The organism is Kineococcus gurbantunggutensis (assembly GCF_050871925.1).
Classification (GTDB): Bacteria; Actinomycetota; Actinomycetes; order Actinomycetales; family Kineococcaceae; genus Kineococcus.
The window spans coordinates 16,709-41,987 of sequence record NZ_JBJLSG010000032.1 but is presented as its reverse complement, the minus strand read 5'-3'; the positions used below and the strand labels follow the sequence as shown (position 1 = coordinate 41,987).

Below are 25,279 nucleotides of genomic sequence, written 5' to 3'. Positions count from 1 at the left end.
CGGCGCCGGCGCCCGCGACCGGCGCCCTTGACGCCTCGCTGACCCTCGAGCAGCGGTGCCAGGAACAGCGAGTCGTGGCGGTTGGCGCCGCAGAGCACGACGTTCAGCGGCAGCCCGTCGGCGGCGACGAGCAGGTGGTACTTGGTGTCTGCTTTTCCCTCTGTCGGTCGGGTTGCGCCCGGTCAGCGCGCCCCCTTCTTCGCCCGGACGCTGACGGAGTCGGCGCTGCCCGGGACCAGTCCAGCACGCCCTGTCGGCTCAGGCGGTCCAGCACGGCGCCGTGCAGCTCGTCCCGCACGCCGGCGTCCTGCCCCTGGCGCAGCCGGCGCCAGCACCTCGCCCCCAGGCTGCGCGCGGGAGGTGCCCCCGCCCGAGCCGTGACCCAGCTCGAGCGGGTGGGGGCACCTCCCGCGTGCGGGGGACGTGGCCCAGCCGGTGCCGGTGCTCAGCACGAGGACGATGCCCTCGAGCACGGCCCGGTCCTCGCGCTGCGGTCGACCCGTGCGCCCGCGCGGCGCCGGCGGTGGCGGCGGGATCAGCGAGGCGAGCAGTTCCCACAGCTCGTCGGTGATCAGCTGGCGAGGCCGAACGGGGGCGTCGGTGGCCGTGCGGTCCAGGCTGCTCCTGGCTCAGCGCGACACGGCAAGGCTCGGACGAACTTCTGCAACGGGCTGTTCGCCCGCGACTTCGAGCGGCTGGCCAGCACGGCGGTCACCATCGTCGAGGTCGCCTACGTGCGGGTGATGCTGCGCCGGCTGACCGAGACGGCGCAGCCCTCACCACACGTGTGAAACGGCCACTGAGGGTCGCCCTGCCCGGCGCTCACCGTCCACCCGGCGGTCACCGTCCACCCGGCGGGCTCAGGGACCGGCCGGACCTGCTGGCACCGCGGCACCGGTGACGGCGATCCCGGCAGCGGGGTCGGCGGGGATCGTCACCTCCAGGACGCTGGGCCGACCCATGTCCTCGCCCTGCCGGACGGTGACGGTCGCAGGCACCTCGACGTGCCCGCCCTCGCGCAGGTAGCCGCCCAGCGCCGCGGCGGCCGCGCCGGTGGCGGGGTCCTCCCGGACACCACCGGGCGGGAAGGGGTTGCGGGCGTCGAAGGTGCGAGCGTCTTGGCGGTGGACGAGGTCGACGGTCGTCCAGCCTCGCGCGGCCATGAGCTCCCCCAGCGCCGCCATGTCGTAGTCCAGGGCGGCCAGCCTCCGGCGCGAGCGCGTCACCAGCACCGGGTGCCACGCGCCGGCGTAGGCGGTGCGCGGCGGTAGGTCCGGGTCGAGGTCGTCGGGCGACCAGCCCAGCACGTCCAGCAGGGTCCGCAGGTCCGCCGCCGACAAGCCGCTCGTCCGGGGGACGACGCTGGTCAGCGTTGCCCGCCACGAGCCGTCGGGCGCCCGCTCGGTTCTGACCTCCACAGGGCCGGCGGCCGTGCGGTAGGTCAGGTGCCCGGCGCCGTGGCGCTCGGCGTGGGCGACGGCCGAGGCGATCGTGGCGTGCCCGCAGAAGCTGACCTCGGCCAGCGGGCTGAAGTAGCGCACGTGCAGCCCGTCTGCGCCGGGGACGAGGAAGGCGGTCTCGGAGTACCCGACGTCGGCGGCGATCTCGAGCATGCGCTGCTCGCTCAGGCCGGTCGCGTCCAGGACGACCCCGGCGGGGTTCCCACCGCCCGGGTCGTTGCTGAACGCCGCGTAGCGCAGCACCTGTGGCCCGCCGGCCGGCGGATGGGTGGACGGCGCGCTGCTCGTGGTGGACCTGTCCATCGTCAACTCCTCGCGCTCGTGTCGGCGGACCTGCGGGGTCGTCCGGTCTGCGGGAACCTAGCGCAGCGGAGCGGAGCCGGTGCGCGATAGATCGTGGCCGGGAAAAACCCGGCCCGGACCCGCCCCGCCGCTGTACGGTCCGCCACCGTGTCGCGTCGTGGGGAGGGGTGCGTGGTGGCGCAGGACACCGCACGGCCGGGGACCGCGCTGGACGCGGTGCTGTGGCCGGACCAGCCGTGGCCGGTGCTGCGCGAGCAGTGGTCGTTGGCCGAGCGCTGGGGGTTGGGTCGCGGCTGGCTGTGGGACCACCTCGTCCTCGACGGCCGGCCGCTCTGGCACGACGCGTGGACGGTCCTGGCCGCGGCCGCCGCCACCACGTCGACGATCGGCCTGGGGAGACGATGGTCACCTCTCCGAACATCCGCCACCCGGTCACCGCGGCGAAGGCGGCCCTGGCCCTGGACGCGGTGAGCGGGGGACGTTTCACCTTGGGGGTCGGCGCTGGCGGCCCGGGGGTGGACTCCGACGCGTTCGGGCAGGGCCCTTGGACACCCGCGGAGCGCGCCGGGCGCTTCCGCGAGTTCGTGGAGCTGGGCGACGACCTCCTGCGCCGGGAACGGGTCACCTCCACGGGGCGGTGGTTCAGCGCCCGGGACGTCTCCCTCGGCGGTGGGCCGGCGCGGCGGGTCCCCCTGGCGGTCGCGGCGACCGGCCCGCGCGGCCTGGCGCTGGCGGCCGAGCGCGCCGACCTGTGGATCACCCAGGACGTCGCGCGGACGGGCCGCTCGGCGTGGGAGGACGTGCGCCGTCAGTCGGCGGCCCTGGACGAGGCGTGCGTCCGGCACGGCCGCGACCCCGGGAGCCTGGCGCGCCTGGTCGTCCTGGGGTACGGCGAGGAACGCCCCCTGGACTCGCTCGAGGCGTTCTGGGACACCGTGGGCAGGTACTCGGCGTTGGGATTCGGCACCGCCGCGCTCCTGTGGCCGACCGGGCCGCGCAGCCGGGAGCGGCTGGCGGTGCTGGAACGGGCCCTTTCGCAGCGCTGATGCGCCGCACCGGCGCGTCAGCTCCCGCCTGCTGGGGCCTGGCTCGGCGTTCCTGCACCCGCCGCCGCCAGGAACACCGCCCACGCGATCTGTGCCCACCAGGCGCTCGCGTCCGCGGTGTCCGGCCACCCGGCGAGGTAGCTCTCGCGCACCAGCCTCGTCGCGACCGAGGTGCACCGCGCCACCCACGCGCTGAGCTCGCCGCAGGTGACGTCGGTGTCGTGGTGCGCACCGGCGTGGACGGCCACCACCAGCTCGGCCGCCGATCAGAATACCCGGACCCGGCCGCGCCCCTTGACGAGCGGAGCGTCCCCGGAGAGTCCGCCCGACCGCCGGTGGCATCGAGCTGCTGCAGGAGCTGCACGTTCAGCTCTCGGACCTGCATCAGGCCTGGTGCGGTCAAAGCTTTCGGCGCAGCTTTCTTGACCGCGCCTTTGAGCGTAAGCACCACCGCCACGGTGATCAGTCGTCGTTCCGGCAGTGTCGGTGGTCTCAAGGGATCAACGCACCACTGATCATGACCCAGTTGACTGGACAGCAAACCGAGGAGCCGGTGACTGCTGAAGGGCGTTGTTCTCGAACTCCACGGGACTGCGCCAACCCAGGGCGGAGTGTCGCCGCCGCCGGTTGTGGAAGCCCTCGAGGTTCCCCCGCTGCGCGGGAGGTGCCCCCACCCGTGATCACCGTGTACGACGCCGCCGGTGACGTCACCACGGCCGTCGATGGCCATGCCCAGCGCGTTGGTGGCCAGCTCGACGCGCTGGGTGGAGTCGATGGCCCACCCCACCACCCGGCGCGAGAAGTCCCCCGCTGCACGGGAGGTGCCCGAAGTCGATGACCACGCAGCAGCACGGCTCGCCCTCACGGGTGGGGTGCTCGCAGGGGGCACCTCCCACGCAGTGGGGGAATGCGGTAGCCGCGCCGACGCCTGAGCAGCCCGCTCAAGCCGCTGCGGCGCACGAGCAGGCCGACGGTGCCCAGCCCGACGACGACGCCGTGGTCGTGCAGCAGTTCGGCTGGGGGCACCTCCCACGCAGCGGGGGAGCACCCGAGGACGCCCGCAGGTGCCGCGCGAGGCCTGCTGGACCGCTCCGATCAGATCACTCAGCCAGGCGTGGCGGGTGCTGCGCGCCCAGGGCGCCCTGCAGGCCCACTCGTCGCAGCCCGAGCGCCAGACACCCAGCGCGTGGCAGGACCGCCCGATCCGGACGCCGTCGACGCGCAGCTGCGCGAGCAGGCGGAAGCGGACTCCTGCGGGCACCACCTCCTGCACCGCCGCGGCGGCCCCGCGCAGGATCGTGACCTCTTCCTGCAGGTCGCGGATGCGCTTCTTCGCCCCGGTCAGCTCGGCGCCTGCCCGGCAGCTGGCGCCATCGACCTGGCCGCGGTCGATGAGGTCCTGCCTGCGCCAGCGGTACAGCTCCCCCACGCTGCGCGTGGGAGGTACCCCCTCGACTGCGCGACGCCGAGGGAGGCGGCGACATCGCTCACGGTGCGGCCGGCAGCGAGCAGCGCCAGCGCCTGGTGGCGGAAAGCCGGCGGGTACGACCTGGGCATGGGTGATCCTCCCGGGTGTCCGAGCGGTCACCGTCTCTCGACACGCGAGTCCGGAGAAGTGAGTCATGATCACGGTGTCCGGACAAGCGGGTCAAGCTCCTTGCCGCTGTCCTCCGATCGGGGGAAGCGCGCCTCCTCCAGCACACCGGCCACACGGAGGATCGAGCCCACCACGCGGTGAGGACACAGTTGTCGCAGACGCCGGGAAAGCCCGGCGCAGCCGAGAACCACACAGAACCTGGAGCACTCCGATGAACCGCAAGCTCGCCCGCCTGGCCGTCCTGCCCATGGCCGGGTTCGCCGTCTCCACCGCCGCCGTCCTGGGCCTGTCCGGCTCGGCGATGGCCGCCACCCCCGCCCACGCCCCCGTGCAGGCCAGCACCGTGCGGGGCGCGCAGGTGCAGGGCTCCACCGGCATGACGATCAAGTTCGACAACAACACCGACCAGACCCTGACCCTCGTCTCCGCGTCCAACCCGTACGGGCACTGGCAGGACCGCGCTCCGCAGACCATCGCCGCGCACACCACCGGGGTGTCCATCTCGGACTACAGCAACAACATCGAAGGCTCCGAGATCGACGTGACCTACGCCCTGCCCGACGGCAGCCAGGTCACCTTCCAGGGCTTGGTCCCGCTGGCCGGCTCCGACTCCATCTCCGGCTCCACCACCAACCCCGCCTACGTCCTGCACGGGCAGAGCGATGCCGGTTTCCACCCCACGTACCACTTCCAGCTGGGCAACGCCTGAGCACCCACACGCAACACCCCGACTGCCACACGCGCCGGTGGACCCGCACCCGCGGATCCACCGGCGCGGAGGACTCACCCGAACCCGTCACCACGCCCCACCGAACCGACCTGCCGTGGACAAAACCGCTGTGACCGGCGCCGAAGACTTCGCCGTGCTCGCCGTGCTCGCCGTGCTCGCCGTGCTCGCCGTGCTCGCCGTGCTCGCCGTGCTCGGCTGGTCGCTGCACCAGCAGGTCCTTACCAGCGAGGTTGTGGCCGGCCCGCGCCGCTTCACCCCGGCCGCGCTCTACGCCGCCGCTTCGGCCGCCGTGCTGCTCGCCGGCGGGAGTGAGCTGCCGCGCGGCGGAGCGGGCACCGCGCTCACCTTGCTCGGCCCGGTTGGTGAGCCTGTCGACCGGGCTCGCCCGCGGACGGCGAGTCCGCGTGGGGATCGACGAGCGCGGCCGCCTGCTGCGCCGGGGCACCACCACGAGCACCGCCCTCTTCCCAGCGTTGATCACCGTCAAGGTCGCCTCGGGCGCTGCGGGCGACCTGGTGGCACGCGAGCAGGCACGGGGCTCGGCGAGGTCCTCCAGGTGGTAGCCGTCGTGGTCGCGGTGCAGATCGAAGTCGTCCACCGCCGCGACCGGCGCCTGCTCGCCTGCCGGCACCACCGGGTCCCCTGTCGACCCGCCGTGGCGTCCAGCTCCCCCGAGGCGTCGCGCCCCCGAGAGCCGCACCCGCCCAGCGGGGTCCCGTGAGCCCCGGCAGTCGGCCCGGGTCCACCCCGTGGCGTGGGCGTCGGCGCCGCAGGAGGTGATCCTCGCGGGAGTCACCTCAGGTCGGGACGGTGACGTGGACACGCGTGCCTCCGCTCGCGGGTGCGCTGATGTCGAAGTCCCCGCCCAGGGTCTGCACCCGCAGGTACTGCGAGCTCAGCCCGATGTGACCCTGCGCGAGGCGCCGGGGCAGGACCTCGGGGTCGAACCCGACACCGTCGTCCGTCACCGTCAAGTGCACCTCACCGTCGGCGCCGCGCAGGTCCACGGCGACCGTGCGGGCGTGCGCGTGCTTGGCGACGTTGGTCAGCAACTCCCGGGCCAGGCTGTACACCATCTCCCGCACCGGCCCGGGGTCCTGCTCGTCGATGTCGAGCACCACCTCGAACCCCGCGCGCTGGGCCTGCTGCGCGGCCAGCTCGCGCAACGCCGGTCCCAGGCCCAGCTGGGAGAGGACCTGGGGGTGCAGCACGCTCACCACCGAGCGCAGCTCCGTGGCGGCCCCCAACAGCGCTCGCTGGGCGCGCTCCAGGTCCGCGCCGCCGCAGCGCTCCAGCGCCTCCTCGAGGTCCCAGCGCGCGGCCAGCAGGTCCTGCAGCGGCCCGTCGTGCAGGTGCTCGGCGATCCTGGCGCGCTCGCGCTCCTCGGCGCTCAGCGCATCGGCGACCAGGCGCTGGCGCCCCTCCAGCAGGCTCAGCACGGAGGCCGAGCGGCGCACCAGCAGCACCGACAGCCCGGTGGTGGCCCCGGCCAGCCACAGCAGGAAGGCGAAGTGCAGCCAGATCACCGACTCGGGCAGCGGGGCGGAGCGGTCAGGGTGCAGCAGCCAGATGACCAGGTAGCCCACGGCCGTGACCGCACCGACCGCCCCGGTGAGCGCCGGGCGGTACTGGAAGGCCAGCACGATGGGCAGCAGGGCGAAGACCGGCTGCAGCAGCGAACTCGCCCCGCCGCTGGCCGCCGACAACGTGGCCAGGGCGGCCACGTCGACACCGGTGGACAGCCAGGTGAACCACCAGCGCCGCTCGCGCGTGGACAGCACGAGCAGCAGCACCGCGCAGCCGGCGTAGATCAGCAGGGCGGTGCGGTAGGCGGCGGGGTGGAAGTGCTGCACCGGCACCACCCAGCCCAGCAGGGACAGCAGCGCGATCAGCGGCAGGCGCAACGCGGTGGTGACCTTCAGGGTCTGGTCGGTGTAGTGCTCCAGCACCCGCTGCTGGTAGCTGATCACGAGCTCGCGCTCCCCTCGCGACCCCGCCTCGCGGCGCGGTCCGTCACGTCCGCGGGGCACCGGATCACTCCAGCAGGTGCCGGCGCATGGCCTCGGCGACGGCCGCGCCGCGGTCGGAGACGCCGAGCTTGTCGTACAGGCGCTGCACGTGGGTCTTGACGGTGGAGGGGGCCAGGTACAGCTGCCGGGCGATGCCGGGCACGGAGGTCCCCTCGGCGATCAAGGTCAGGACCTGGCGCTCGCGTTCGCTGAGCACCGGCCGCTCGTCCTGGCGGCGTTGGCGGATCTCCCCGACCAGGCAGGCGGCCAGTTCCGGGGGGAGCACGTCCTTGCCGTCGGCGCACTGCAGCACCGCCGCGATCAGCTCGGTGCGGCTGGACTCCTTGGGCAGGAAACCGCCGGCACCCTCCTGCAGGGCGTGGTAGACGATCGCGCTCTCGGTGTGCGCCGAGAGCAGCAGCACCCGGGTGCGCAGCCCGTCGCGGCGCACGCAGGCTGCGACCTGGGCGCCGTCCAGCCCGGGCATGCGGTAGTCCAGCACCGCCACGTCCGGGTCCGTGCTGCGGATCGCCTCCAGCGCCGCCCGCCCGTCACCGGCCTCGGCGAGGACCTCGATGCGCCCGCTGGAGCTCAGCGCGCGCACCACGCCCTCGCGGAACATCGGGTGGTCGTCACCGACCACCGCGCGGATGCGGGATCCGGAGGTCCTCACGGGCACCTCGTGGCGGGCCGCGGGGTGCGAGCGGTGCTGCGGAGCCGCCGGTGGCGGCTCCGCGGCGATCCTGACGAGCGCCTCACCGGCGGCACCCGACCCGCGCGGTCCTCCTCACGCCCGGCCCAGGGTGAAGGTGACCGAGGGGTTGAACCCGCTGATGCTGGTGTGCGTGATGGTGTACAGGGCAGCGTTCAGGCCCGCGATGTCCTGCCCGGTGGAGTCCGTGCCGAAGAACGGCACCTGGGCCTCGAGGTGGAACTGGGTGCCGTCGGAGGTGAGGTAGTCGGCCGCCAGGTCGATGCCCTCCACGTTGGAGCTGCTCGCGGAGGCCGTCACCGAGGCGTCCAGGCCGATCGTCTGCGGGAAGTGCTGTGTCCAGCTGCCGTGGGCCTTGTACTCGTCGAGCAGGGTCAGTTCCTGGCCGGTGTTGTTCACCACGGTGATGGCCACCGAGGTGCTGGACTTCAGCACCGGCGCCTCCAGGGGCGCGGCGCCCGCCGGGGCGATGGCACGGGGCCGGGCCTGCACGGGGGTACTGCTGGCCGAGGCTCCCGACAGCGCCACCAGCGAGGCCGCGGCGGTCAGCACGGCACCGGAGACGATGAGGTTGCTCTTCATGGCGGGGACTCCTGGGGTGTGGAGGGGCTGGTGGTGTCCGGTGCTCGGTGCCGCGCGCCCGGCCCGGCGGTGCGGACCACCGCGCCCGCGCCGACGGCACCGTCGGCACCGTCCGTGGGATCCGCCGAGGGCTGGAAGCCGCTGCAGGTGCAGCTGCATCGAGCACCGCGACGGACGCTAGGAGCAGCGGGTGCGGAGCACATCAGGGACAACCCTGAGACGGCGGCCCGCTGCGCAGTACCTTCCGCTCGAGGGGGCGAGCGTGGGCGCTCCGGCCGGCACCGCGGGGCCGGCCGGAGCGCCGAGGCGGAGGGGAAGGGAGCTGGTCGTGGTGTCCCGGGAACGCGACGAGGCGAACGTGCAGGGCGCCGGAGCACAGGACACCGGAGCACAGGGCGCCGGAGCGGGTGAGCACGGACCGGGTGGGCGCGGACCGGCGCCGGCCCCGGTGCGCGTGGTCCTGGCCGACGACGCCGTGCTGGTGCGCGAGGGCGTCGCCCTGGTCCTGGGTGCCGCCGGCCTGCAGGTGCAGGCGCAGGTGGGCGACGGCCGGGCCCTGCTGCAGGCCGTGGCCCGCTGGCGACCGCACGTGGCGGTCGTGGACGTGCGCATGCCGCCCACCGGGCCCGTCGAAGGGCTGCGCGCTGCGGCGGCCATCCAGCGCGAGCACCCGGCCACGGGTGTGCTGCTGCTGTCCAACCACTGCGAGACCCACCACCTGGACGCGCTGCTGCGCGGGGCCCCGGCCGGGGTCGGCTACCTGCTCAAGGAGCGGGTGGTGGACACCGAGACCTTCGTCGCCTCCGTGCGGAGCGTGGCGCGTGGCGGGCGCGCGGTGGACCCGGAGGTCTTCGAGGCCCTCCTCACCCGCGCACGCGCCCGCCGCGGCGTGGTGGAGCTGACCGTGCGCGAGCGCGAGGTCCTGACGGCCATGGCGGTCGGTGCCTCCAACCACGCGCTCAGCCGCCGCTTCGGCGTCTCGCTGAAGACGGTGGAGAGCCACACCGCGAGCATCTTCCGCAAGCTGGGCCTGCTGGAGGACGTCGACGAGCACCGCCGGGTCAAGGCCGTGCTGACCCACCTGCAGCAGGAGCGGACCTGAGGGCCGCTGCACGGGAGGGGCAGCGGGGTCCGTGGCGTGTGTGTCCTGCGGGGGCCCTGACGTCCCGGTGCGTGGACCTGGCGCGCGCCGACACGCAGCGGCCAGCATGGAGGTGCGCCCGCTGGCCGCCCCGCACGAGCGGCCCGCACCGCTGGCCGGGACAGCCGTGCGGGGTGGCCGTGCGGGGCGGCCGGCGGGGGCGGGAGGAGGGGACGGGAGGGTACGGGAGGAGGGGGCGATGACCGCGCTGGGCCCGGGCACCCCGTGGCGGGGGCCGCTGCAGGGCCCCTCACCCGGTGCCCTGCACCAGCGCCTGCCCCGGAGGCGCACCGCGGTCCTGGTCGCGGCCAGCGCGCTGGTGCTGTTCTCGGCGCTGACGCCGACGCTGGGCGCTCTGGCGCCGCCGGCGCTGGCGGTGCGCTCCCTCGCCGGGGCGCTGTTCATCGCGGTGGGGGCCATCGCCTGGCAGCGCGGGGCACCGGCGCGACTGGGCTGGTTGTTCGTGCTGGCCGGGTGCGCCGCGTGCCTGATCAACCTCGGCCTGTGGGACGCGCCGTGGGCGGCGACCTTGCGCCTGGCCACCGGGGGGTACACCTGGTTCGGAGCGCTGCTGACGCACCTGCTGCTGACGTACCCCACCGGCCGGGCCCGGGGGCGCGCGGTGCGCGTGGCCATCGGGTGCCTGTACGCCGTCAGCGCCGCGTACGTGGCCGGGCAGCTCCTGATCGGCGACGGGCAGGGCCGGCGCAACTGCCTGCCCGACGGCTGCCCGGGCGTCTTCGCCCCCCCCGCTGTCCTCGGACCTGGCCGTGCAGGTGCAGCGCTGGGCGCACCTGACGCTGAGCCCGGCGGCCACGGCCTTCGCCGCGCTCGTCGCGCTGGGGCGCTGGCGCGGGGCGGACGCGGCCGGGCGGCGCGTGCTGCGCCCGGTGCCGATGACCGTGGTGGCCGGGGTGGGGCTGGGGTTGAGCACCGTGCTGGCACGGGTCCTGGGCTGGGACGCCCACGACGCCACCCGGGTGAGCATCGCGGTGGTGTGGGGCCTGGGCACCAGCGCGATCGCCGTGCACCTGCTGCTGCACGCCCTGCGGGTGCGGCTGGTGATGTACGGCATGGGCGAGCTGGTCAGCGGGCTGGACCCCAGCACCCCCCTGGTGCAGGTGCAGCAGGTGCTGCGCCGGGTGCTGGGCGACCCCACCGCACAGGTGCTCGTGGCTGGCAGCGACGGCAAGACCTTCCACGACGTGGACGGCGCGCCGGTGACGGGCGGGGTCGGCGTCCCACCGGTGACGGCTGGCAGCGCGCACCGCACGTGGCACGTCATCGGCACCCCACCGGCCGGGGCGCTGGTGCACAGCAGCACCTCACCACCCGATGCGCAGGTGCTGGAGGGGGTGCTGCGAGCGCTGACGCTGCTGGTGGGCAACCTGCGCCTGCAGGAAGAGCTGCAGGAGCAGCTGCGGCAGGTCCGGGCCTCGCGCGCGCGCCTGGTCGACGCCGCCGACGCCGAACGCCGGCGCATCGAGCGCGACCTGCACGACGGCGCCCAGCAGCACCTGGTCGTCTCAGCTCTCGACGTGCACCTGGCGCGCGAGCGCCTGCACGAGGACCCGGAGCGGGCCGAGCAGCTGTTGCGACGAGCCGAGGAGAGCCTGCGGGCGGCGGTGGAGGAGATCCGTGCCCTGGCGCGCGGGCTGCACCCGGCGCTGCTGCAGCAGGAGGGCATCGGCGCCGCAGTGCGCTCGCTGAGCGAGCGGCTGCCGCTGCACGTCGCGCTCGAGGACGCCACCAGCCGCCGCTACCCGCCGGCGATCGAGACCACCGCCTACTTCGTCCTGGCCGAGGCGCTGGTCAACGTCGTCAAGCACGCCGGCACCACCGAGGCGGCCGTGCGGCTGCACGAAGCGGACGGGCACCTGCTGCTCGAGGTGCTCGACCACGGCCGGGGCGCGGCGCACAACCTCCCCGAACACGGCCATCCCGAACACCACCACCCCCGACGCGACCGCCCCGCCCGAGGCACCGACCTGAGCGCCGATCCGGGCATCGATCCGGGCATCGATGCGGGCATCGATCCGGGCGCTGCCGAGCACGACGCCGCGTTGGCCGGTGGGTCGGGGCTGCGCGGGCTGGCCGACCGCGTGGCCACCGTCGGCGGCACCTTGCAGCTGGGCACGGCACCGGACGGAGGCACTCGGGTGCACGCGCGCCTGCCGGTTCCCGCCACGCCGCTCGCAGCTCCCGGCAACCAGGCGTAGTCCCCGCCGGTCGCTGCGCCCGGCTCGGCAGCGCGCGGCACACCTGGCGACCTCGTCAGGACGTCCACGGCCAGCGGCGCCGGGCGACCCTGCTCGACACCGTCACACCCGGGCCGTTGAACACGCACCTGCAGGCCTTCGACGACGCTGCTCGATCGTGGGGTGCACCTCTCGCAGCGCCCCACACTCCACGGGCACGCCCGGAGCACTCGACACGGAGGCAGCAGCCCCAGCGGGCGCTCACGTCCGCAGCACCGACTCGTCTCCGCCGTGCTCCCGCACGTCCCCGGCGCACCCCCAAGCCGCTGGCGCGGGCACTGCTCCTGGTCCTGCGATCGGGGGACACCCCTCCCCCACCACACCGGCCAACCGCCCGATCCAGTGCCGGCGCCCATCAGGCCAAGCTCGTCGCAGACGCCGAGAACACCCGGCGCCGACCAGCACCGCACCGTCGAACTCACGAGAACACCTGGAGCACTGCCGTGAACCGCACCCTGGCCCGCCTGACCGCCCTGCCCCTGGCCACCGCCGCCCTGTCCACCGCCGCCCTGCTCGGCCTGAGCGGGGCGGCCAACGCCGCCACCCCCACCCAGAACAGCACCACCCAGAACAGCACCACCCAGAACAGCACCACCCAGAACAGCACCACCCAGAGCAGCACCACCCAGAGCAGCACCACCGCGCACGCCCGGGCCGGCGCCGTGCACGCCTCCCTGACCCAGGGCTCCACCGGCATGACCATCGTCTTCGACAACAACAGCGACCAGCCCCTCACCCTGGTCTCGGCCACCAACCCCTACGGGCACTGGCAGGACCGCGCCCCGCAGACCATCCCCGCGCACACCACCGGGGTGTCCATCTCGGACTACAGCAACAACATCGAAGGCTCCGAGATCGACGTGACCTACGCCCTGCCCGACGGCAGCCAGGTCACCTTCCAGGGCTTGGTCCCGCTGGCCGGCTCCGACTCCATCTCCGGCTCCACGACCAGCCCCGCCTACGTCCTGCACGGGCAGAGCGACGCCGGTTTCCACCCCACCTACCACTTCCAGCTCGCCAACGCCTGAACCACACGCACCACCTGCACCAAGCACCACCTGCACCAAGCACCACTGCCCGGTGGGCTCGCTGACCGGCAACGAACCCACCGGGCACCGACCGTGCGTTCCGATCACCGGTCCGCAGTGCTGTCAGGCGCTGCTGCGAGGACGCACCTGTGCCCAAGGGGTCTGCTGGGCCAGCGGGTGACGCCCTGCCCTGTGGCACCAGGCCGCGTCCCACCAACCGACCTCTCGAGCGATGGCCTGTCGGCAGCAATCGACTCACTACTGCTGCACAGCCCAGTACAGCGTGGCGCGGGAGACGCCCACGGCCTCGGCTGCCTGGCCAGTGGTGCGATCGTCCGCCAGCAGGCGTTGGGCGGCGGCCCGCTACTCAGAGCGCGCCAAGAAGACCATCTCCAAACCGGGGCGATCCGGTGCCTGGCGCACCTGCTCGACGAGCAGACCGGCACGCGCCAGATCCGCCATCACCTCCTCACGCCCGCGGAAGCGCAACACCGACTCCGCCGTCAGCACCACCTCGTCGGTGGCGAAGCAGAACGTCGTGGTGAAGGCCACCAGGGGCCCGTCGACCCAGGTGACATCCACCCACGTCGTCACCGGCCCGAGGATCTCGACGTCGATGGTGCGCTCGGTGAGCTTCCGGGTCCAGCCTTCCCACGCCCGCGCACCGGGGTCGCGGGTCTCCACGGCGAGCAGCCCGCCGGGCGCCAAGGCCCGCCGGACGCTGCTGAGGGTGTCGTGCCACTGGGCCGCGTCCGTGATGGCCTGGGCGGTGTTGCCGGTCACCGTCACCACATCGGCCCGCGCCGGCGGGTCGAGGTGGTCCAAGACGCCCGCACCGCCGTGCAGCCACCGCACGGCTGCCGCACCCGGCTTCGTGCGAGCGAGGTCCAAGGAGCCGGCGGCGGGGTCGACGGCGATGACGTCGCGGCCGCTCGCGGCGAGCAACAGCGCCAGGACGCCGGTGCCGCAGCCGAGGTCGATGACGAGGTGGGCACCTTCGGCCTCGACGAGCTCGACGTAGGGCCGCAGGTCCACGCGCTCACCGTTGAGGACGTCGTACAGCGCTACCAACCGCAGGTGCTCGAAGTGGACATCAGGCACCGGCTGACCGTAGACGCCCCCTGCTCGTCATCGCTTCAGGTTATCGCTGCAGGGCCCGGTACAGCGCGGCTCGGGAGACGCTCACGGCCGCGACCACCTCAGCGGCGGCGAGTCCGGCAGCCAGCAGGATCCGGGCGCCGGCCAGCTCCGCGGGCGTCATCAGCGCCTGCCTGCCGCCGCACCGGCCGCGAGCGACCGCCTCCAGTCCTGCTGCGGTGCGCTCGCGCAGCAGGTCGCCCTCGAACTCGCCCAGCGCCCCGAAGAGGTGCAGCACCAGACGGCCGGTGGAGGTGGTGTCGATGGACCCGCTCAGCGGGCGGAAGCCGACCCTCTGCTCGTTGGGTCGTCGATGAGGGTCAGCAGGTGGCGCAGGGAGCGGGCCAGGCGGTCCAGGGGACGGGGCCTGGGCGGTGGTGGAGACGCGGGCCTAGCCGAGCAGGTGGCCGGGCCGCTGGGTCGGTGCGGGGTTGGGGGTGCGGGCGGATGCACGGGTGGACACGCTCGGGACCGCCTCAGAAAGCACCGACCGGTCGTTGGTGAGGCGGCTGCTTCGGACACGAGTCGCGAGATGGCGTGTCGCAGCCCTGGCGCCTCTCTCCCGCGGTGTCTCACAAACGGTCGCTTTCGAGATGGCCTAATCGGGTGTCGCACGCTTATGCACCGCGGTGAGCGGCCGGTGCAGCTGCCGGGGCGCGGGCACACTGGAGCCGTGGTGGACCCGCAGGCGCGCCTGCACGACGCGCTGGCCGGTGCTGACGTCGACGAGCTCGTCGAGCTCGGCTGCGACCTGGCCGAGGCCGGCCGGCAGCAGCAGGCGCTGGCCTGCTTCCAGCGCGCAGTGGACCTGGGCAGCGAGTGGGTGAGCTTCAACGTCGCCAACACCCTGCGCGAGCTGGATCGGCCCACCGAGGCCGTGGCCGCCTACCAGCGGGCCATCGCCGCCGGGGAGAGCGATGCCTGGCTCAACCTCGCTCACGTGCTGGACTCGCTGGGTGACCTGGCCGGGGCGATGGACGCCTACCGCGCCGCCGGGCAGGCCGGGCAGCCCGAGGGGCACGTGCAGCTGGCGCACCTGCTGCACCAGCAGGGCGAGCCGCAGCGCGCCCAGGCCGCCCTGGCGCCGGCCCTGCAGCGCGGCTACCTGCCGGCCGTGGTACTGGCTGCGCGCTGGCGCTGGGAGAACACGCACGACACCGCCGACCCGGCGCTGGAGCAGCTGCGCGCCGGGGCGGGCGTGGACGGCTCCGCGCGCGCGGACCTGGCGGAACTGCTGATCGCCACCGGCCGGCGCGAGCAGGCGCGCGAGCAGCTGCAGCTGGGCGCCAAGCTCGGCCAGCGCGAGTGCTGGCTGCCGCTGGGCAACCTGCTCGCCGGCGACGACCTGAGCGCTGAGCCGGATCAGGAGCTGGAGGTGGACGAGGCAGAGGTGGACAAGGCGGGTGCCGAGGAGGCCTACCGCGCCGGCATCGCCGCGGGCGACGAGTGGTGCCACCACAACCTGGCCCTGCTGCTGCTCGAACGTGGCGACGTGCGCGCAGCCGAGGAGCACCTGCTGGCCGGTGCCGCGGCCGGTGACGAGCTGGCCCAGCTCGCCTGGCAGGACCTGCCCCGAGACGAGGCGTGAAGAACGCAACCCAGCCGCACCGTGACTCGAGCCGTCGCCGTCTCACAAACGGTTGCGGGTTCAGGCGGTCAGTGCAACACCCCGGCACCCCGGCACCCCGGCACCCCGGCACGCACGTGTCGAGTTGAGGACGTTGTGTGCCGTGTCAGCGCCACTGGCAGGCAACAGCGTCGTGAGGTGCAGTGCTCGCGCCCGGACTGCCCACGCCGACAGCTCGCTCAGCTCCCCTTCGTAGCGGGCACCATGGCGTCATGGTCGAGCACCTCTGGTTCGGCGACGAGGACGGCCGCACCCCTGAGGAGGCCGCCTTCCTGACGGAGCTGCGCCGACAAGCCTGCACCTGGACCGTGCCGGGGCTGGACCCGCAGGAAGAGACCTCCTCCCTCACGCTCCTGACCCCCCTCTACGTGGACCTGGGCGTGCCCGGCCTGGACGACGCCCCGGTCAACTTCCTGGAGGTGGCCTACTGGGGCACGACACCGGCCCAGTCCCAGCTGCAGGGCGCGTGGGGCGCCAAGGGCTACCTCCTGGACGGCCCCAGCAACCCCGGCGACCTGGAGGTCAAGACCACCGGCGTGGCCGCCGCCCCGGAGCAGCTGGCGCGCTGGGCGGCTGAGTGGATGCTGCGGCAGCTGCAGCGCCCCGTCCTGCGGCAGGACTGGCTGAGCGGGGACCAGGTCGCGGCCAGCGCCTGGCGGTGGGCCGACGACGGGGGTTCGCTCGCTTCCACCGGGCCACGCCGTTCGCGCCGCCGCCCCGCCGACCGGCAGGTCCTGGCCTGGAGCGGCGAAGCAGGCAGTTGACGAAGCAGGCAGTTGAACCGTCCCGGCCACGACGAGGCTCCGGAACGAGCTTGCGCTCTCGGCACGCTGCGGGGCTGTGCGGTGGCCACCGGCGAGCCGGAACGCACGAGCAAGGGGCATCCGGCGCAGGACAGGCAGCACAGGTACAGCTGAACGGGTCACAAGGAGCGGCGCGCACCCGGCAACATCAGCGATCATCACCCCGTGCCGGTGGAGCAGACCTTGACCAAGGCCGCCGCCGACCTGGCCGCCGGGCGCACCACCCCGGCCCGCCAGCGCCTGCGCGGGCTGGTCGCCTCCTTCCCCGAGCGCCTGGACCTGCGCGAGCACCTGGCCGACACCTACTGCCGCGCCGGCGATGCGGCCCAGGCCGGGCGCTGGTCCTACCTCAGCGCCGACCGCGACGAGCGTGAGGTGGCCGCCTTCGAGCGCATCTACCGCGACCCCTTCGCGCGGATGAAGGCCCTGGCCTGGCGCACCAGCGAGGACAGCGCCGGCCCGCTGGCCGCTACCCGCCTGCGCGCGCTGCGCGAGCAGGCCGAGCAGATCGCCGGCGCGCCCGTCTGCTGGCAGCACCCCCACCGCCCCTAGCCGCCCCTGACGTGGAGCGGCCGCATCGTCGGCTGGCTCGCCCTGGTGCTGGTCGTGGTGCTGGTCGTGGTGCTGATCGGCCTGGTCCTGGCCGGGCTGGCCGGGCTGGGCTGGCTGGCCGTCACCGGCGCCGGGGCGGTGTGGGGGTGGGTGAGCTGACCGCGCTCACCCACCCCCAGGCTCACCGCAGCACAGGCTCCGCGGTGCCCGAGGTACCTCACGGTCATCCGGCTGAGCGCGGACCGGCGTCGACGCTCGATGCGGGGTAGGACGTCCTCACCGGCAGCGGTCAGGACGGCAGCAGCTCGGGCGCGATCTCGTGCAGTCGAGCAGCCACCGCCACCTCCAGCCGCTCCAGGGGAGCGATCGCGAAGAACGCCGAGTCGAGCTGATCCCACAGCGCGGCATCCGCCTCGCAGAGCTCCTCCCAGCCGGTGGGTCGGAACCGCAGGTACTCGTCGCGGGCGCGGGCGACGAGCGCGGCGACGTCGCTCAGACCGAGCCAGCGGTAGCCCTCGATGGCGTCCTCGATCGACGGCAGGTTCTCGCTGAAGAAGATGTTCTCGATGCCTCCACCGACCAGTCCGCCGTTCTCGGCGATGCCGTGCAGGGCCATCGCCGCGCCCAGGGAGCGCAGGCCGGGCAGGGCCGAGACGTCCTTGCGTTCGTAGGCGGAGATGGCGCGGACATTCAGGGCGTCGATCAGCGGGGTCATCGTCTGCGGCCTCCCGGTCGCGAGCAGGTCAGGTCCAGACGCTAGCGCCCCCTCCGACGCCTCTGTGGAGGAAGGCTGAGCGGGTGCTGTCTGCGAGCGAGCGGCGATCCTGGCCGCCGTCGGGCGCAGAGATCGCGAGAAGCCGACGCTTGCTCCGACGTCACGGTCATCCCGCTGTCGTGGACAGTGGCGTCCACGGAAGTGGTGTACGACCAGCCCGGTGACGGGCGTGGCCGAGACGGAGAAGGCGGCCACCGCGTGATGCTTCGAAGGACCTCTCACAGTGCCTTTGAAGGAGACCGACGCGATGACCGCCCACCCCATGATGGACCCTGCCCGCTTCCTTAACGAGCACCTGGCCCAGGCGAGCCCGGACCTGCTGCGTGAGCTGATGAACACCTTCATCAACGCCCTCATGTCCGCTGAGGCCGACGCCGTCTGCGGCGCGCCCTACGGCACTTCCAGCCCCGAGCGGGTCGCCTCGCGCAACGGCTACCGCCACCGCGACTTCGATACCCGCGTCGGGACCATCGATGCCGCCATCCCCAAGCTGCGCTCCGGCTCGTACTTCCCCGACTGGCTGCTCGAGCGGCGCCGCCGGGCCGAGCGGGCGCTGACCACGGTCGTGGCGACGGCCTACCTGCTGGGCGTCTCCACCCGGCGGACGGAAAAACTGGTGGAGTCCCTTGGCATCACGCGGCTGAGCAAGTCGCAGGTCAGTCAGATGGCCAAGGACCTCGTCCCCCGCGCGCGGGAGGTGCCCCCAGCGCAGGTCGAAGCCTTCCGCAGCAGGAGGCTGGACGCCGGCCCCTACACGTTCGTGGCCGCGGACGCGCTGGTGATGAAGGTCCGCGAGGACGGGGCGCGTCGCGAACGTCCACGCCATGCTCGCGGTCGGCGTCATCCCCCGCGCGCGGGAGGTGCCCCCAGCCGACGGGCACCGCGAGGTCCTCGGCCTGCAGACCTCCTCCGCGGAGGACGGCGCCGGCTGGCTGGGCTTCTTTCGCGACCTGACCGCCCGGGGCTTGAGTGGGGTCCGACTGGTGACCTCCGACACGCACGCCGGGCTGGTCGCCGCGATCGGCGCCACCCTGCCCGGCGCCAGCTGGCAGCGCTGCCGGACCCACTACGCCGCCAACCTCATGGCAGTGACGCCGAAGACGTCCTGGCCTGGAGCCACGAAGTGGAGGGTGAAGACGCTGCTGCACAGCGTCTACGACCAGCCCGACGCCGCCAGCGTCCACGCCCAATTCGACCGTCTCCTCGACGCCGTCGAGGCCAAGCTCCCCAAGGTCGCCGAACACCTGGACGCCGCCCGCGCCGACGTGCTGGCCTTCACGAGCTTCCCCAAGGAGGTCTGGCGCCAGGTCTGGTCGAACAACCCCCAGGAACGGCTGAACCGCGAGATCCGCCGGCGCACCGACGTCGTCGGCATCTTCCCCGACCGCGGCTCCCTCATCCGCCTGGTCGGCGCGGTCCTGGCCGAGCAGGACGATGAGTGGACCGAGGGGCGGCGCTACCTCGGCCTGGAGCTGCTGGCCCGCTGTCGACTCACCCCGATGCCCGGCGGGCAGCAGCGCACCGAGACCCTCACGGAGGTGAGCACCGACCTGACCATGCAGGCCCTGACGGCCTGACCCCAGCGAGCATCACGCGGCGAGAGTCGTACACCACTCCCGAGGACTTGACCACCTCCAGCTCGACACGAGTGGAGCCACGAGTCAGGGCGAAGCGGACGCAGGCGTAGGGCCACGGCGCGTCCTCGACGCCGAAGGGGTGGGCCGGTTCGCTCTCGAAGAGCCAGACGAGGTCCTCCAGCGTGGGCAGCGGATCCATCACCTGATCACTGTGCCCGCTCCATCCACGCGATCGCACACCGCGCTACCGCGACGTCACGGCCATCCCGCGTTGCGCGCGGTCGCTCGCGGCCCGCGACGTCATGCTCATGCCGATGTGCGGTCTTCGCTGAGGGCGAGGATCGCCCCTGACTTCGGAGATCGCCCGCATCAGGAGCTCACCGGTCGCCGGGCACCGTGTGCTCGCCGGTCGATGCCTGCGCCGCCCGGCGGGCCCGCGAGGCACGCAGGTTGACGGCATTGCCGCAGACCTTGACATCGTGCCAGCGGCGGCTGGCGTTGCGGGACTCGTCGTAGAACACGGCGCCGCACCCGCGGTTGGCGCACACCTTCAAGCGCTCCAAGGTCTGCGAGCGCCGGGCGAGCAGCGCCTCGACGGCGATGAGCGAAAGCAGGGCGGCGACCCCGCTCGATGTAGGCCCGTAGGACACTCCCCGGCCGGGACCCAGGCTCACGTGAAGGGTCGAGGTGGACGGGCTGGCCGGCTCACCGGTGGTGAGCCATTCCCGGACCAGGACCCGCAGGACCCGCAGCTTCGGCACATCACGCGCCGTCAACGACGCATCGGGTGCCGGCTGACCCGTCCGGTGTGACCACTCGGTGAACGCGCCCTGCAGCCACGCACCCGCCGCCTCCAGGTCCTGCAGCGGGTCAGGCTCTCGAGCGAGGGGCAGGCCGGTGTTCGCCAGCTCCTGGGCCAGGAACAGCCCACCGGGGGCCAGGGCCAGACCGTAGCTCGTCGTCGTCGTGCCGGACACCGCGACCATCTCCTCAACCTACTTGCGCTCTACCTGCAACGCAACGTAACCGAAGAACTTTCAGCTACGTCATCGTGTTGCTCAACTGGCGAGCTCCGCAGCGCCGTTGGGGCGCACGAGGATCTCGTTGACCGCCGCGCGGGCGGGGCGGGTGACGGCGTAGGTGATCGCGTCGGCCACGTCCTGGGCGTGCAGCAGCTTGGCGCCCTCGGAGTCCCAGCCGGCCAGGACCTCGGGGCGGATGTGGGTGAACAGCTCGGTGGCCACCGGGCCGGGCTCGATGAGCGTGACGCGCACGTTGCGGGTGGAGACCTCCTTGCGCAGCGCGTCGCTGAAGGCGCCCACCCCGTGCTTGGTGAGGTTGTAGACGCCCATGCCCGGGGAGGTGGTGCGCCCGGCCTCGGAGCTGACGTTGATGACGTCGGCGCTGCCACGCTCGCCGGCGGCGGCCTCGAGCAGGTGGGGAAGCGCCGCACGGGTGGTGTAGAGCAGGCCCTGGACGTTGACGGCGATCATCTTGTCCCACTCCTCAGTGGGGGCGCCCTCGATGGAGCCCAGGAGCATGACGCCGGCGTTGTTGACCAGGACGTCCAGGCCGCCAAAGGTGGCCACGGCCTGCTCGACGGCGCTGTTGGCCTGCTCGGCGTCGGTGATGTCGGCCACGATCGGGTGGGCGCTGCCGCCGGCGGCGCGGATGCGATCGGCGAGGTCGTCGAGGCGCTCGCCGCGGCGGGCGACCAGGGCCACGCGGGCGCCGGCGGCGGCCAGGGACAGGGCGGTGGTCTCGCCGATGCCGCTGCTGGCGCCGGTGACGAGGGCGGTGGTGCCGGTGAGGGTGTTCATCAGATGCTCCACGTGGAGGGGTCGTCCCGACCGGATGACCGATGCGTAGACGGTACGGCTATGTCACTCAAGCTGCAAGCACTCCTGCAGTCCTCACGTCCTCGAAGAGCGGGGATCGAAACAGCGGAGCGTGGGCTCGAGGATCCGGGTGCAGGAGTGAACTGGCAGACCTGGCGGCTGCGGAAGAGGCCTAACCGGGTGACCCGAGCGCGGTCATGACGCTGTCGCGGTCGTCAGCGACCTTCCTGACTTGTCGACGTCCGCCTGTACCAGACAGCCCCAGAGGGCAGCGGCACGATGAGCAGGTGAGCACGGACGACCTGCGTGCAATCCGGGAGCCTTCGGCTGAGCACTGGCTCAGGGCCCACCCACACGGCGGCATCGGTGCTGCGCGCCGCATCGTGCCCCGCGGGTACCTCAACCGCGCCCGAGTGCTGCAGCCCATCGACCCTGCGCCGCTCGCCGAGCCGACTCCCCGGGTCGAGCAGTCCGCGGGGGCAGTCCGGCAGCGCCGCGAGGCTGCTCGTCCTCGCCGACCCCGACGGTGACCGCGTCGTCCTCACCGGGGCACGACGGACGTGGGGGCGCGGCTGCTGGTGCAGCCTCCGTGCCGCATCGGTCGGTAGACCAGCTCCAGGGTGCGCCCGTCCAGCACGTGGCTCTCCCACAGGTCCAGGTCGAACTCATCGGCGCCGCGCAGGACGGGGCTGGTGCCGGTGCGCCCCGAGATCACGGGGAAGATCGTCACCTGGAGGCGGTCGACGAGCCCGGCCGCCATCAGCGCCCTGTTCAGCGACAGGCTGGCCTGGGACCTCAACGGCACGTCGGACTCCTCCTTGAGCCGACGGACGACATCGACGGCGTCACCGCTGACGATCGTGGCGTCGGGCCAGCCGAGAGTGTCGGTGAGGGTGGAGGAGATCACCGTCGCCGGTGCGCGCAGGGTGCGCTGGTTCCACTCGTCCCGCGCCAGCGGGTCCTCGCCGCAGACCAGGGCACCGGCGACCTCGCGGAAGGTCGTGGCACCGAAGACCATGCGGGGCTGAGGTTCGAACTGCCGCGCGCGGTGCTCGAGCAGCTCAGGTCCCTGCTTGCCCCAGTAGCCGCCCCAGTCGGCGCCCGCGGCGAAGGAGCCGTAGCCGTCGAGGGTGGAGAAGACGTCCCAGGTGTAGGTGGCGCTCATGCCGGTGCTCCTTCGAGTCGGTCCTGCCACCACGGACCTGCAGCCGGCCGCGGACTCATCGGCGCCCCGCGGGCTCTTCCCGCAGCTGCGGCCCGGTGCAGGGCGCTCAGCTCCCCGGTGGAGCCGGCCAGCACCACGGCCAGCGCCGCCTCCCCGGCGTAGGCGAAGACGGGCACACCCAGGGGGTGCCCGGCCTGGAAGTGCCACGAGAAGCGGCCCTGCTGCGCCTGCTGCCAGCTGTGCTGCACGCGCTCGAGGTCGCGGTAGAGCCAGTCCACGGCGATACCGTCGATGCTCAACCACCCCCCGCCGTCGACCCACGGCCCCCACGCACCGGGAACGGTGACCTCGGTGTCGGGGCCGGCGACCTGCCGGGCCAGGCGCCGCAGCGCTGCCACGTCCAGGGGCGGGCGGTAGTACAGCCCCAGGTCGACGTCGGAGCCCGGTGCGTGCTCGCCGCGCGCACGGCCACCGCCGAGGGCGACCGCCTGCACACCCGGCACCAGGACCAGGCGCTGGGCCACCTCCCGCAGCCGCACGTCGCTGAGCACCCCGACAGCATGCCGCCGAGCCTGCGCACGTCGTCGAGCGGTTGACCGGTCATCCCGCTCATCCCGCGTTGTGCGCGCTGTCGCGGGCGGCCCACGACCTCACGCAATGGCTCCAGATGCGGGCGGTTGCCGCCCGCCACTGCTCCTGGCCGGGGCCCGCGAGGAGTTCCTCACGGGCCTCGGCCAGCTACCCGGCGTCGCCGATTCAGGCCCAGACCTGGGGGGTGGGGGCTTCGGGGGCGGTGGTGAGCTGGGCCATCAGCCCGGCGAAGTCCTCCAAGTGCCAGGTGGTGACGATCTTGCCGGCGCGGACCTGGTGGATGTCCATGGTGCGCATCTCGATGCGGCGTCCGGTGGGCTGGTGGCCCATGAAGGCACCCTGGTGGGTGCCGGAGACGGTGTTGCGGACCGCGACCTTGTCGCCGGCGGCGATGAGGTCCTGGTGCTGGACGTCGTAGTCGGGCATCGCGGCGCGGAAGAGGGCGATCTGGGCGGCCATGCCGGCCGGGCCCTGCTGCTGGCCCGGCGCCAGGGGGATGTCGGTCCAGTCGGGGGCGAGGACTCGGTCGTAAGTGGAGGTGTCGCCGGTGCGGAACGGCTCGTAGAAGGCGCGGACGACGGTGGTGATGTCCTGGGCGCTCATGTGCTGGCTGGTGGGCTGTTCAGGAGTGCTCATGGGGATGGGTCCTTGTCGGTGATGGTCGTCGGTGATGGTCGTCGGTGATGGTCGGACGGGTCGGTGGGGTGCTGCGTTCGGCGGGCCTGGAGCCTGAGGGGTGGCCCGGTCGTGTTGGGCGGCTCGAATCCGGTGTGAGCGGGAGCCCAGTCAGGTCAGGTCAGGACCAGGTCAGGTCAGGGCGAGGAGGAGCCCGGCGAGGACAAGGGTCGCGGCGGTGGCGGCGTGCACGCTCAACGCCTGGCGCACGGTGCCGCCGTTGCGCATCACGATGATCGCGTCCCCGATCGGGGTGATCGCCGCGGCGATCAGGGCCCAGCCGAAGGCGTGCTGCCCGGCGGCGGCGAGGACGACCAGGGGCACGATCCCGGAGGTGATGTCGCGCACGCCCTTGATGTTCGTCAGGGCGCGCAGGCTGTCGGGCGGGACGCCGAAACCGGCCATGGCCACCCGTGGGGCGGCCAAGAAGCGACCGCCGATGAAGAGGATGAAGACGCAGCCGGCGATCGCGACGACGAAGGCGGCGACGGTGGTGACGGTCATGGTGGGCGAGCCCCTCGGAAGGTGGTCTAACGACGTTGTATAACGACGCTAGCAGTCATGCCCTCGCCTGTCTAACACCGCAAGCTAACAGCGCTAGAGTGAGGACGTGAGCCCACGACCAGCCCCCGACCTGAACCTGCGCCGCGAGCAGATCACCCGCCTGACCCGCCAGGTCGCCGAGAACGAAGGGTGGACCGCAGTTACCATGCGCCGGCTGTCCGGCGAGCTCGGCGTCACCCAACCGGTGCTGTACTCCGCCTTCACCGGTCGCCAGGCCCTCATCGACGCCGTCGCCCTCGACGGCTTCGCCGCGCTCACCGCGACCCTGGAAGCCGCCGAGGCCGCCCCGCTGGCGCGGATGGGCGCCTACCTCGACTTCGCTGCCGCCCATCCCCGCACCTACGAGGCGATGTTCTCCATGCCCTCCGGCCTGCGCTTCGGCCACGACACCCACGAACCACTCACCCGGGCCTTCAGCGCCATCCGCGAGGCCTTCCCACCACACGACGACGACACCGACGACACCGAGGACACCGAAGCCGGCGACGTGCAAGCTGAGGTCGCCTGGGCCACCCTGCACGGACTGGCCACCCTGCAAGCCAGCGGACGCCTACCCCTGGAACGCACCCAGGCACGACTCGAAGCCGCCCACCGGATGCTCACTCACCCGTAGGAGCACGTCCGGCGTGCCCCGATAGCTCGCGTGGCCGACTTCACGGTCATGCTTGCGTTTTACTTGATCGCCACCGGCTGACGACGTCAGGATCCCGGCGACCCGCGCAAGGTCGCGCCGCGGCCGATGACCTCCACTGAGGCCCCGAGTCTGGAAACTTGAAGATCACCCAGCTGATCAGGGGCTGAGGTCGTCGTCCACGCCCAGGACGTCCGACGGCCCCTCGGGCTCCCGGGTGCACCTCCGGTCTCGACGCTCAGCGCCGTGGTGCGCTCCTGCGCCGCCCGCGACGTCGCGGTCAAGAGCCGCCCCGCGGTCGCAGGGGTTGTCGCTGCGGGCCGCCGACGGGTCCTCCCGCGCCGGTGAAGGGCCACCGGTGAGCTGGACGAACCTGGCACCGACGATGGCGGTGGCCGGGCGCAGCAGCTTCTGCGAGGACTTCAGCGAGCCGGGTGTGAGTGCGCTGCGGCAGCGATGCGCTCGCGCGTGAGCGCAT

Annotated in this window: 25 protein-coding genes and 2 pseudogenes; 12 read left to right on the top strand and 15 right to left on the bottom strand. The window is 73.1% G+C overall.

The annotated features are described in order from the left end of the window. Together ACRYR7_RS08670 and ACRYR7_RS08665 are read right to left on the bottom strand one after the other, a co-directional pair. A pseudogene (locus tag ACRYR7_RS08670) lies at positions 1-617 on the bottom strand (transposase); the annotation flags it as partial. A gap of 243 nt (positions 618-860) precedes the next feature. Beyond that, positions 861-1,763, bottom strand: coding sequence for a PhzF family phenazine biosynthesis protein (locus tag ACRYR7_RS08665; protein ID WP_432571677.1), 903 nt, complete (start codon positions 1,761-1,763; stop codon positions 861-863). Positions 1,764-1,856: 93 nt separating this feature from the next. Here ACRYR7_RS08665 and ACRYR7_RS08660 point away from each other — a divergent pair, with 93 nt between their 5' ends. Together ACRYR7_RS08660 and ACRYR7_RS08655 are read left to right on the top strand one after the other, a co-directional pair. Next, positions 1,857-2,234, top strand: coding sequence for an LLM class flavin-dependent oxidoreductase (locus ACRYR7_RS08660; RefSeq protein WP_432571676.1), 378 nt, complete (start codon positions 1,857-1,859; stop codon positions 2,232-2,234). Further along, positions 2,165-2,809 (top strand): LLM class flavin-dependent oxidoreductase, encoded by a 645-nt coding sequence (locus ACRYR7_RS08655; protein WP_432571675.1) that lies wholly within the window; start codon positions 2,165-2,167, stop codon positions 2,807-2,809. Before ACRYR7_RS08660 ends, ACRYR7_RS08655 begins: the two co-directional genes overlap by 70 nt. Positions 2,810-2,826: 17 nt before the next feature. Here the strand turns inward: ACRYR7_RS08655 and ACRYR7_RS08650 are convergent, their stop codons facing one another. Next, positions 2,827-3,057 carry a hypothetical protein gene (locus tag ACRYR7_RS08650; protein ID WP_432571674.1) on the bottom strand — a complete coding sequence of 77 codons (231 nt, stop codon included), beginning with the start codon at positions 3,055-3,057 and terminating at the stop codon, positions 2,827-2,829. Between the two features lie 1,560 nt (positions 3,058-4,617). Here ACRYR7_RS08650 and ACRYR7_RS08645 point away from each other — a divergent pair. Beyond that, entirely contained in the window at positions 4,618-5,115 is a 498-nt protein-coding gene (locus tag ACRYR7_RS08645; protein WP_432571673.1) for a hypothetical protein, read from the top strand. A 163-nt stretch (positions 5,116-5,278) separates the two neighbouring features. Beyond that, complete coding sequence (locus tag ACRYR7_RS08640) at positions 5,279-5,857, top strand: hypothetical protein (protein WP_432571672.1); 579 nt, start codon at positions 5,279-5,281, stop codon at positions 5,855-5,857. 76 nt (positions 5,858-5,933) lie between these two features. Here the strand turns inward: ACRYR7_RS08640 and ACRYR7_RS08635 are convergent, their stop codons facing one another. From ACRYR7_RS08635 to ACRYR7_RS08625, 3 genes are all read right to left on the bottom strand, one after another. Then, positions 5,934-7,106: a sensor histidine kinase gene (locus tag ACRYR7_RS08635; RefSeq protein WP_432571671.1), complete on the bottom strand. Its 1,173-nt coding sequence runs from the start codon at positions 7,104-7,106 to the stop codon at positions 5,934-5,936. A 64-nt stretch (positions 7,107-7,170) separates the two neighbouring features. Next, complete coding sequence (locus tag ACRYR7_RS08630) at positions 7,171-7,818, bottom strand: response regulator (RefSeq protein WP_432571670.1); 648 nt, start codon at positions 7,816-7,818, stop codon at positions 7,171-7,173. A gap of 114 nt (positions 7,819-7,932) precedes the next feature. Further along, entirely contained in the window at positions 7,933-8,439 is a 507-nt protein-coding gene (locus ACRYR7_RS08625; RefSeq protein ID WP_432571669.1) for a hypothetical protein, read from the bottom strand. A 328-nt stretch (positions 8,440-8,767) separates the two neighbouring features. On the opposite strand from ACRYR7_RS08625, the gene ACRYR7_RS08620 reads away from it, so the two are divergent. The 3 genes from ACRYR7_RS08620 (at position 8,768) to ACRYR7_RS08610 (ending at position 12,866) form a co-directional block, all read left to right on the top strand. Continuing rightward, the gene (locus tag ACRYR7_RS08620; RefSeq protein WP_432571668.1) at positions 8,768-9,541 is read left to right on the top strand and encodes a LuxR C-terminal-related transcriptional regulator; all 774 of its coding nucleotides are present in this window, start codon (positions 8,768-8,770) and stop codon (positions 9,539-9,541) included. An 809-nt stretch (positions 9,542-10,350) separates the two neighbouring features. Beyond that, the gene (locus ACRYR7_RS08615) at positions 10,351-11,799 is read left to right on the top strand and encodes a sensor histidine kinase (RefSeq protein ID WP_432571667.1); all 1,449 of its coding nucleotides are present in this window, start codon (positions 10,351-10,353) and stop codon (positions 11,797-11,799) included. 482 nt (positions 11,800-12,281) lie between these two features. Further along, on the top strand, positions 12,282-12,866 hold the full coding sequence (locus ACRYR7_RS08610) for a hypothetical protein (RefSeq protein WP_432571666.1): 585 nt from the start codon (positions 12,282-12,284) through the stop codon (positions 12,864-12,866). Positions 12,867-13,229: 363 nt separating this feature from the next. Here ACRYR7_RS08610 and ACRYR7_RS08605 read toward each other — a convergent pair whose 3' ends face one another. Together ACRYR7_RS08605 and ACRYR7_RS08600 are read right to left on the bottom strand one after the other, a co-directional pair. Next, positions 13,230-13,967: a class I SAM-dependent methyltransferase gene (locus tag ACRYR7_RS08605; protein ID WP_432571665.1), complete on the bottom strand. Its 738-nt coding sequence runs from the start codon at positions 13,965-13,967 to the stop codon at positions 13,230-13,232. Positions 13,968-14,007: 40 nt separating this feature from the next. Continuing rightward, positions 14,008-14,244, bottom strand: a complete 237-nt coding sequence (locus ACRYR7_RS08600; protein WP_432571678.1) for a hypothetical protein — start codon at positions 14,242-14,244, stop codon at positions 14,008-14,010. A 432-nt stretch (positions 14,245-14,676) separates the two neighbouring features. Between ACRYR7_RS08600 and ACRYR7_RS08595 the strand changes: the two genes are divergently transcribed. From ACRYR7_RS08595 to ACRYR7_RS08585, 3 genes are all read left to right on the top strand, one after another. Next, positions 14,677-15,591: a tetratricopeptide repeat protein gene (locus tag ACRYR7_RS08595; protein ID WP_432571664.1), complete on the top strand. Its 915-nt coding sequence runs from the start codon at positions 14,677-14,679 to the stop codon at positions 15,589-15,591. Between the two features lie 251 nt (positions 15,592-15,842). Beyond that, positions 15,843-16,394 (top strand): hypothetical protein, encoded by a 552-nt coding sequence (locus ACRYR7_RS08590; RefSeq protein WP_432571663.1) that lies wholly within the window; start codon positions 15,843-15,845, stop codon positions 16,392-16,394. A 210-nt stretch (positions 16,395-16,604) separates the two neighbouring features. Further along, positions 16,605-16,985, top strand: a complete 381-nt coding sequence (locus tag ACRYR7_RS08585; protein WP_432571662.1) for a DUF6584 family protein — start codon at positions 16,605-16,607, stop codon at positions 16,983-16,985. A 289-nt stretch (positions 16,986-17,274) separates the two neighbouring features. On the opposite strand, the gene ACRYR7_RS08580 is transcribed toward ACRYR7_RS08585, so the two are convergent. Continuing rightward, positions 17,275-17,700 carry a DMP19 family protein gene (locus ACRYR7_RS08580; RefSeq protein WP_432571661.1) on the bottom strand — a complete coding sequence of 142 codons (426 nt, stop codon included), beginning with the start codon at positions 17,698-17,700 and terminating at the stop codon, positions 17,275-17,277. A gap of 307 nt (positions 17,701-18,007) precedes the next feature. Here ACRYR7_RS08580 and ACRYR7_RS08575 point away from each other — a divergent pair. Next, positions 18,008-19,337 (top strand): annotated as a pseudogene (locus ACRYR7_RS08575) (IS256 family transposase). 377 nt (positions 19,338-19,714) lie between these two features. Here the strand turns inward: ACRYR7_RS08575 and ACRYR7_RS08570 are convergent. From ACRYR7_RS08570 to ACRYR7_RS08545, 6 genes are all read right to left on the bottom strand, one after another. After that, positions 19,715-20,314 (bottom strand): CGNR zinc finger domain-containing protein, encoded by a 600-nt coding sequence (locus tag ACRYR7_RS08570; protein ID WP_432571660.1) that lies wholly within the window; start codon positions 20,312-20,314, stop codon positions 19,715-19,717. 81 nt (positions 20,315-20,395) lie between these two features. Continuing rightward, on the bottom strand, positions 20,396-21,157 hold the full coding sequence (locus ACRYR7_RS08565; RefSeq protein ID WP_432571659.1) for an SDR family NAD(P)-dependent oxidoreductase: 762 nt from the start codon (positions 21,155-21,157) through the stop codon (positions 20,396-20,398). Between the two features lie 559 nt (positions 21,158-21,716). Continuing rightward, a complete protein-coding gene (locus tag ACRYR7_RS08560; RefSeq protein WP_432571658.1) occupies positions 21,717-22,340 on the bottom strand; it encodes a dihydrofolate reductase family protein in 624 nt (207 codons plus the stop codon). Continuing rightward, a complete protein-coding gene (locus ACRYR7_RS08555) occupies positions 22,337-22,891 on the bottom strand; it encodes a nucleotidyltransferase domain-containing protein (RefSeq protein ID WP_432571657.1) in 555 nt (184 codons plus the stop codon). The genes ACRYR7_RS08560 and ACRYR7_RS08555 overlap by 4 nt, the downstream gene beginning before the upstream one ends. A gap of 205 nt (positions 22,892-23,096) precedes the next feature. Further along, positions 23,097-23,567, bottom strand: coding sequence for an ester cyclase (locus tag ACRYR7_RS08550; RefSeq protein ID WP_432571656.1), 471 nt, complete (start codon positions 23,565-23,567; stop codon positions 23,097-23,099). A gap of 171 nt (positions 23,568-23,738) precedes the next feature. Then, complete coding sequence (locus ACRYR7_RS08545) at positions 23,739-24,110, bottom strand: DUF4267 domain-containing protein (RefSeq protein ID WP_432571655.1); 372 nt, start codon at positions 24,108-24,110, stop codon at positions 23,739-23,741. A gap of 106 nt (positions 24,111-24,216) precedes the next feature. Between ACRYR7_RS08545 and ACRYR7_RS08540 the strand changes: the two genes are divergently transcribed. Continuing rightward, positions 24,217-24,783 carry a TetR/AcrR family transcriptional regulator gene (locus tag ACRYR7_RS08540; RefSeq protein ID WP_432571654.1) on the top strand — a complete coding sequence of 189 codons (567 nt, stop codon included), beginning with the start codon at positions 24,217-24,219 and terminating at the stop codon, positions 24,781-24,783. Positions 24,784-25,279: the final 496 nt, after the last annotated feature.

What these genes read in the sequence shown, in the direction of transcription:
- ACRYR7_RS08590 (WP_432571663.1), top strand. Translation starts at nt 15,843, where the DNA reads ATGGTCGAGCACCTCTGGTTCGGCGACGAGGACGGCCGCACCCCTGAG.
- ACRYR7_RS08550 (WP_432571656.1), bottom strand. Translation starts at nt 23,567, where the DNA reads ATGAGCACTCCTGAACAGCCCACCAGCCAGCACATGAGCGCCCAGGAC.
- ACRYR7_RS08580 (WP_432571661.1), bottom strand. Translation starts at nt 17,700, where the DNA reads ATGACCCCGCTGATCGACGCCCTGAATGTCCGCGCCATCTCCGCCTAC.
- ACRYR7_RS08565 (WP_432571659.1), bottom strand. Translation starts at nt 21,157, where the DNA reads ATGAACACCCTCACCGGCACCACCGCCCTCGTCACCGGCGCCAGCAGC.
- ACRYR7_RS08560 (WP_432571658.1), bottom strand. Translation starts at nt 22,340, where the DNA reads ATGAGCGCCACCTACACCTGGGACGTCTTCTCCACCCTCGACGGCTAC.
- ACRYR7_RS08665 (WP_432571677.1), bottom strand. Translation starts at nt 1,763, where the DNA reads ATGGACAGGTCCACCACGAGCAGCGCGCCGTCCACCCATCCGCCGGCC.
- ACRYR7_RS08625 (WP_432571669.1), bottom strand. Translation starts at nt 8,439, where the DNA reads ATGAAGAGCAACCTCATCGTCTCCGGTGCCGTGCTGACCGCCGCGGCC.
- ACRYR7_RS08655 (WP_432571675.1), top strand. Translation starts at nt 2,165, where the DNA reads ATGGTCACCTCTCCGAACATCCGCCACCCGGTCACCGCGGCGAAGGCG.
- ACRYR7_RS08545 (WP_432571655.1), bottom strand. Translation starts at nt 24,110, where the DNA reads ATGACCGTCACCACCGTCGCCGCCTTCGTCGTCGCGATCGCCGGCTGC.
- ACRYR7_RS08645 (WP_432571673.1), top strand. Translation starts at nt 4,618, where the DNA reads ATGAACCGCAAGCTCGCCCGCCTGGCCGTCCTGCCCATGGCCGGGTTC.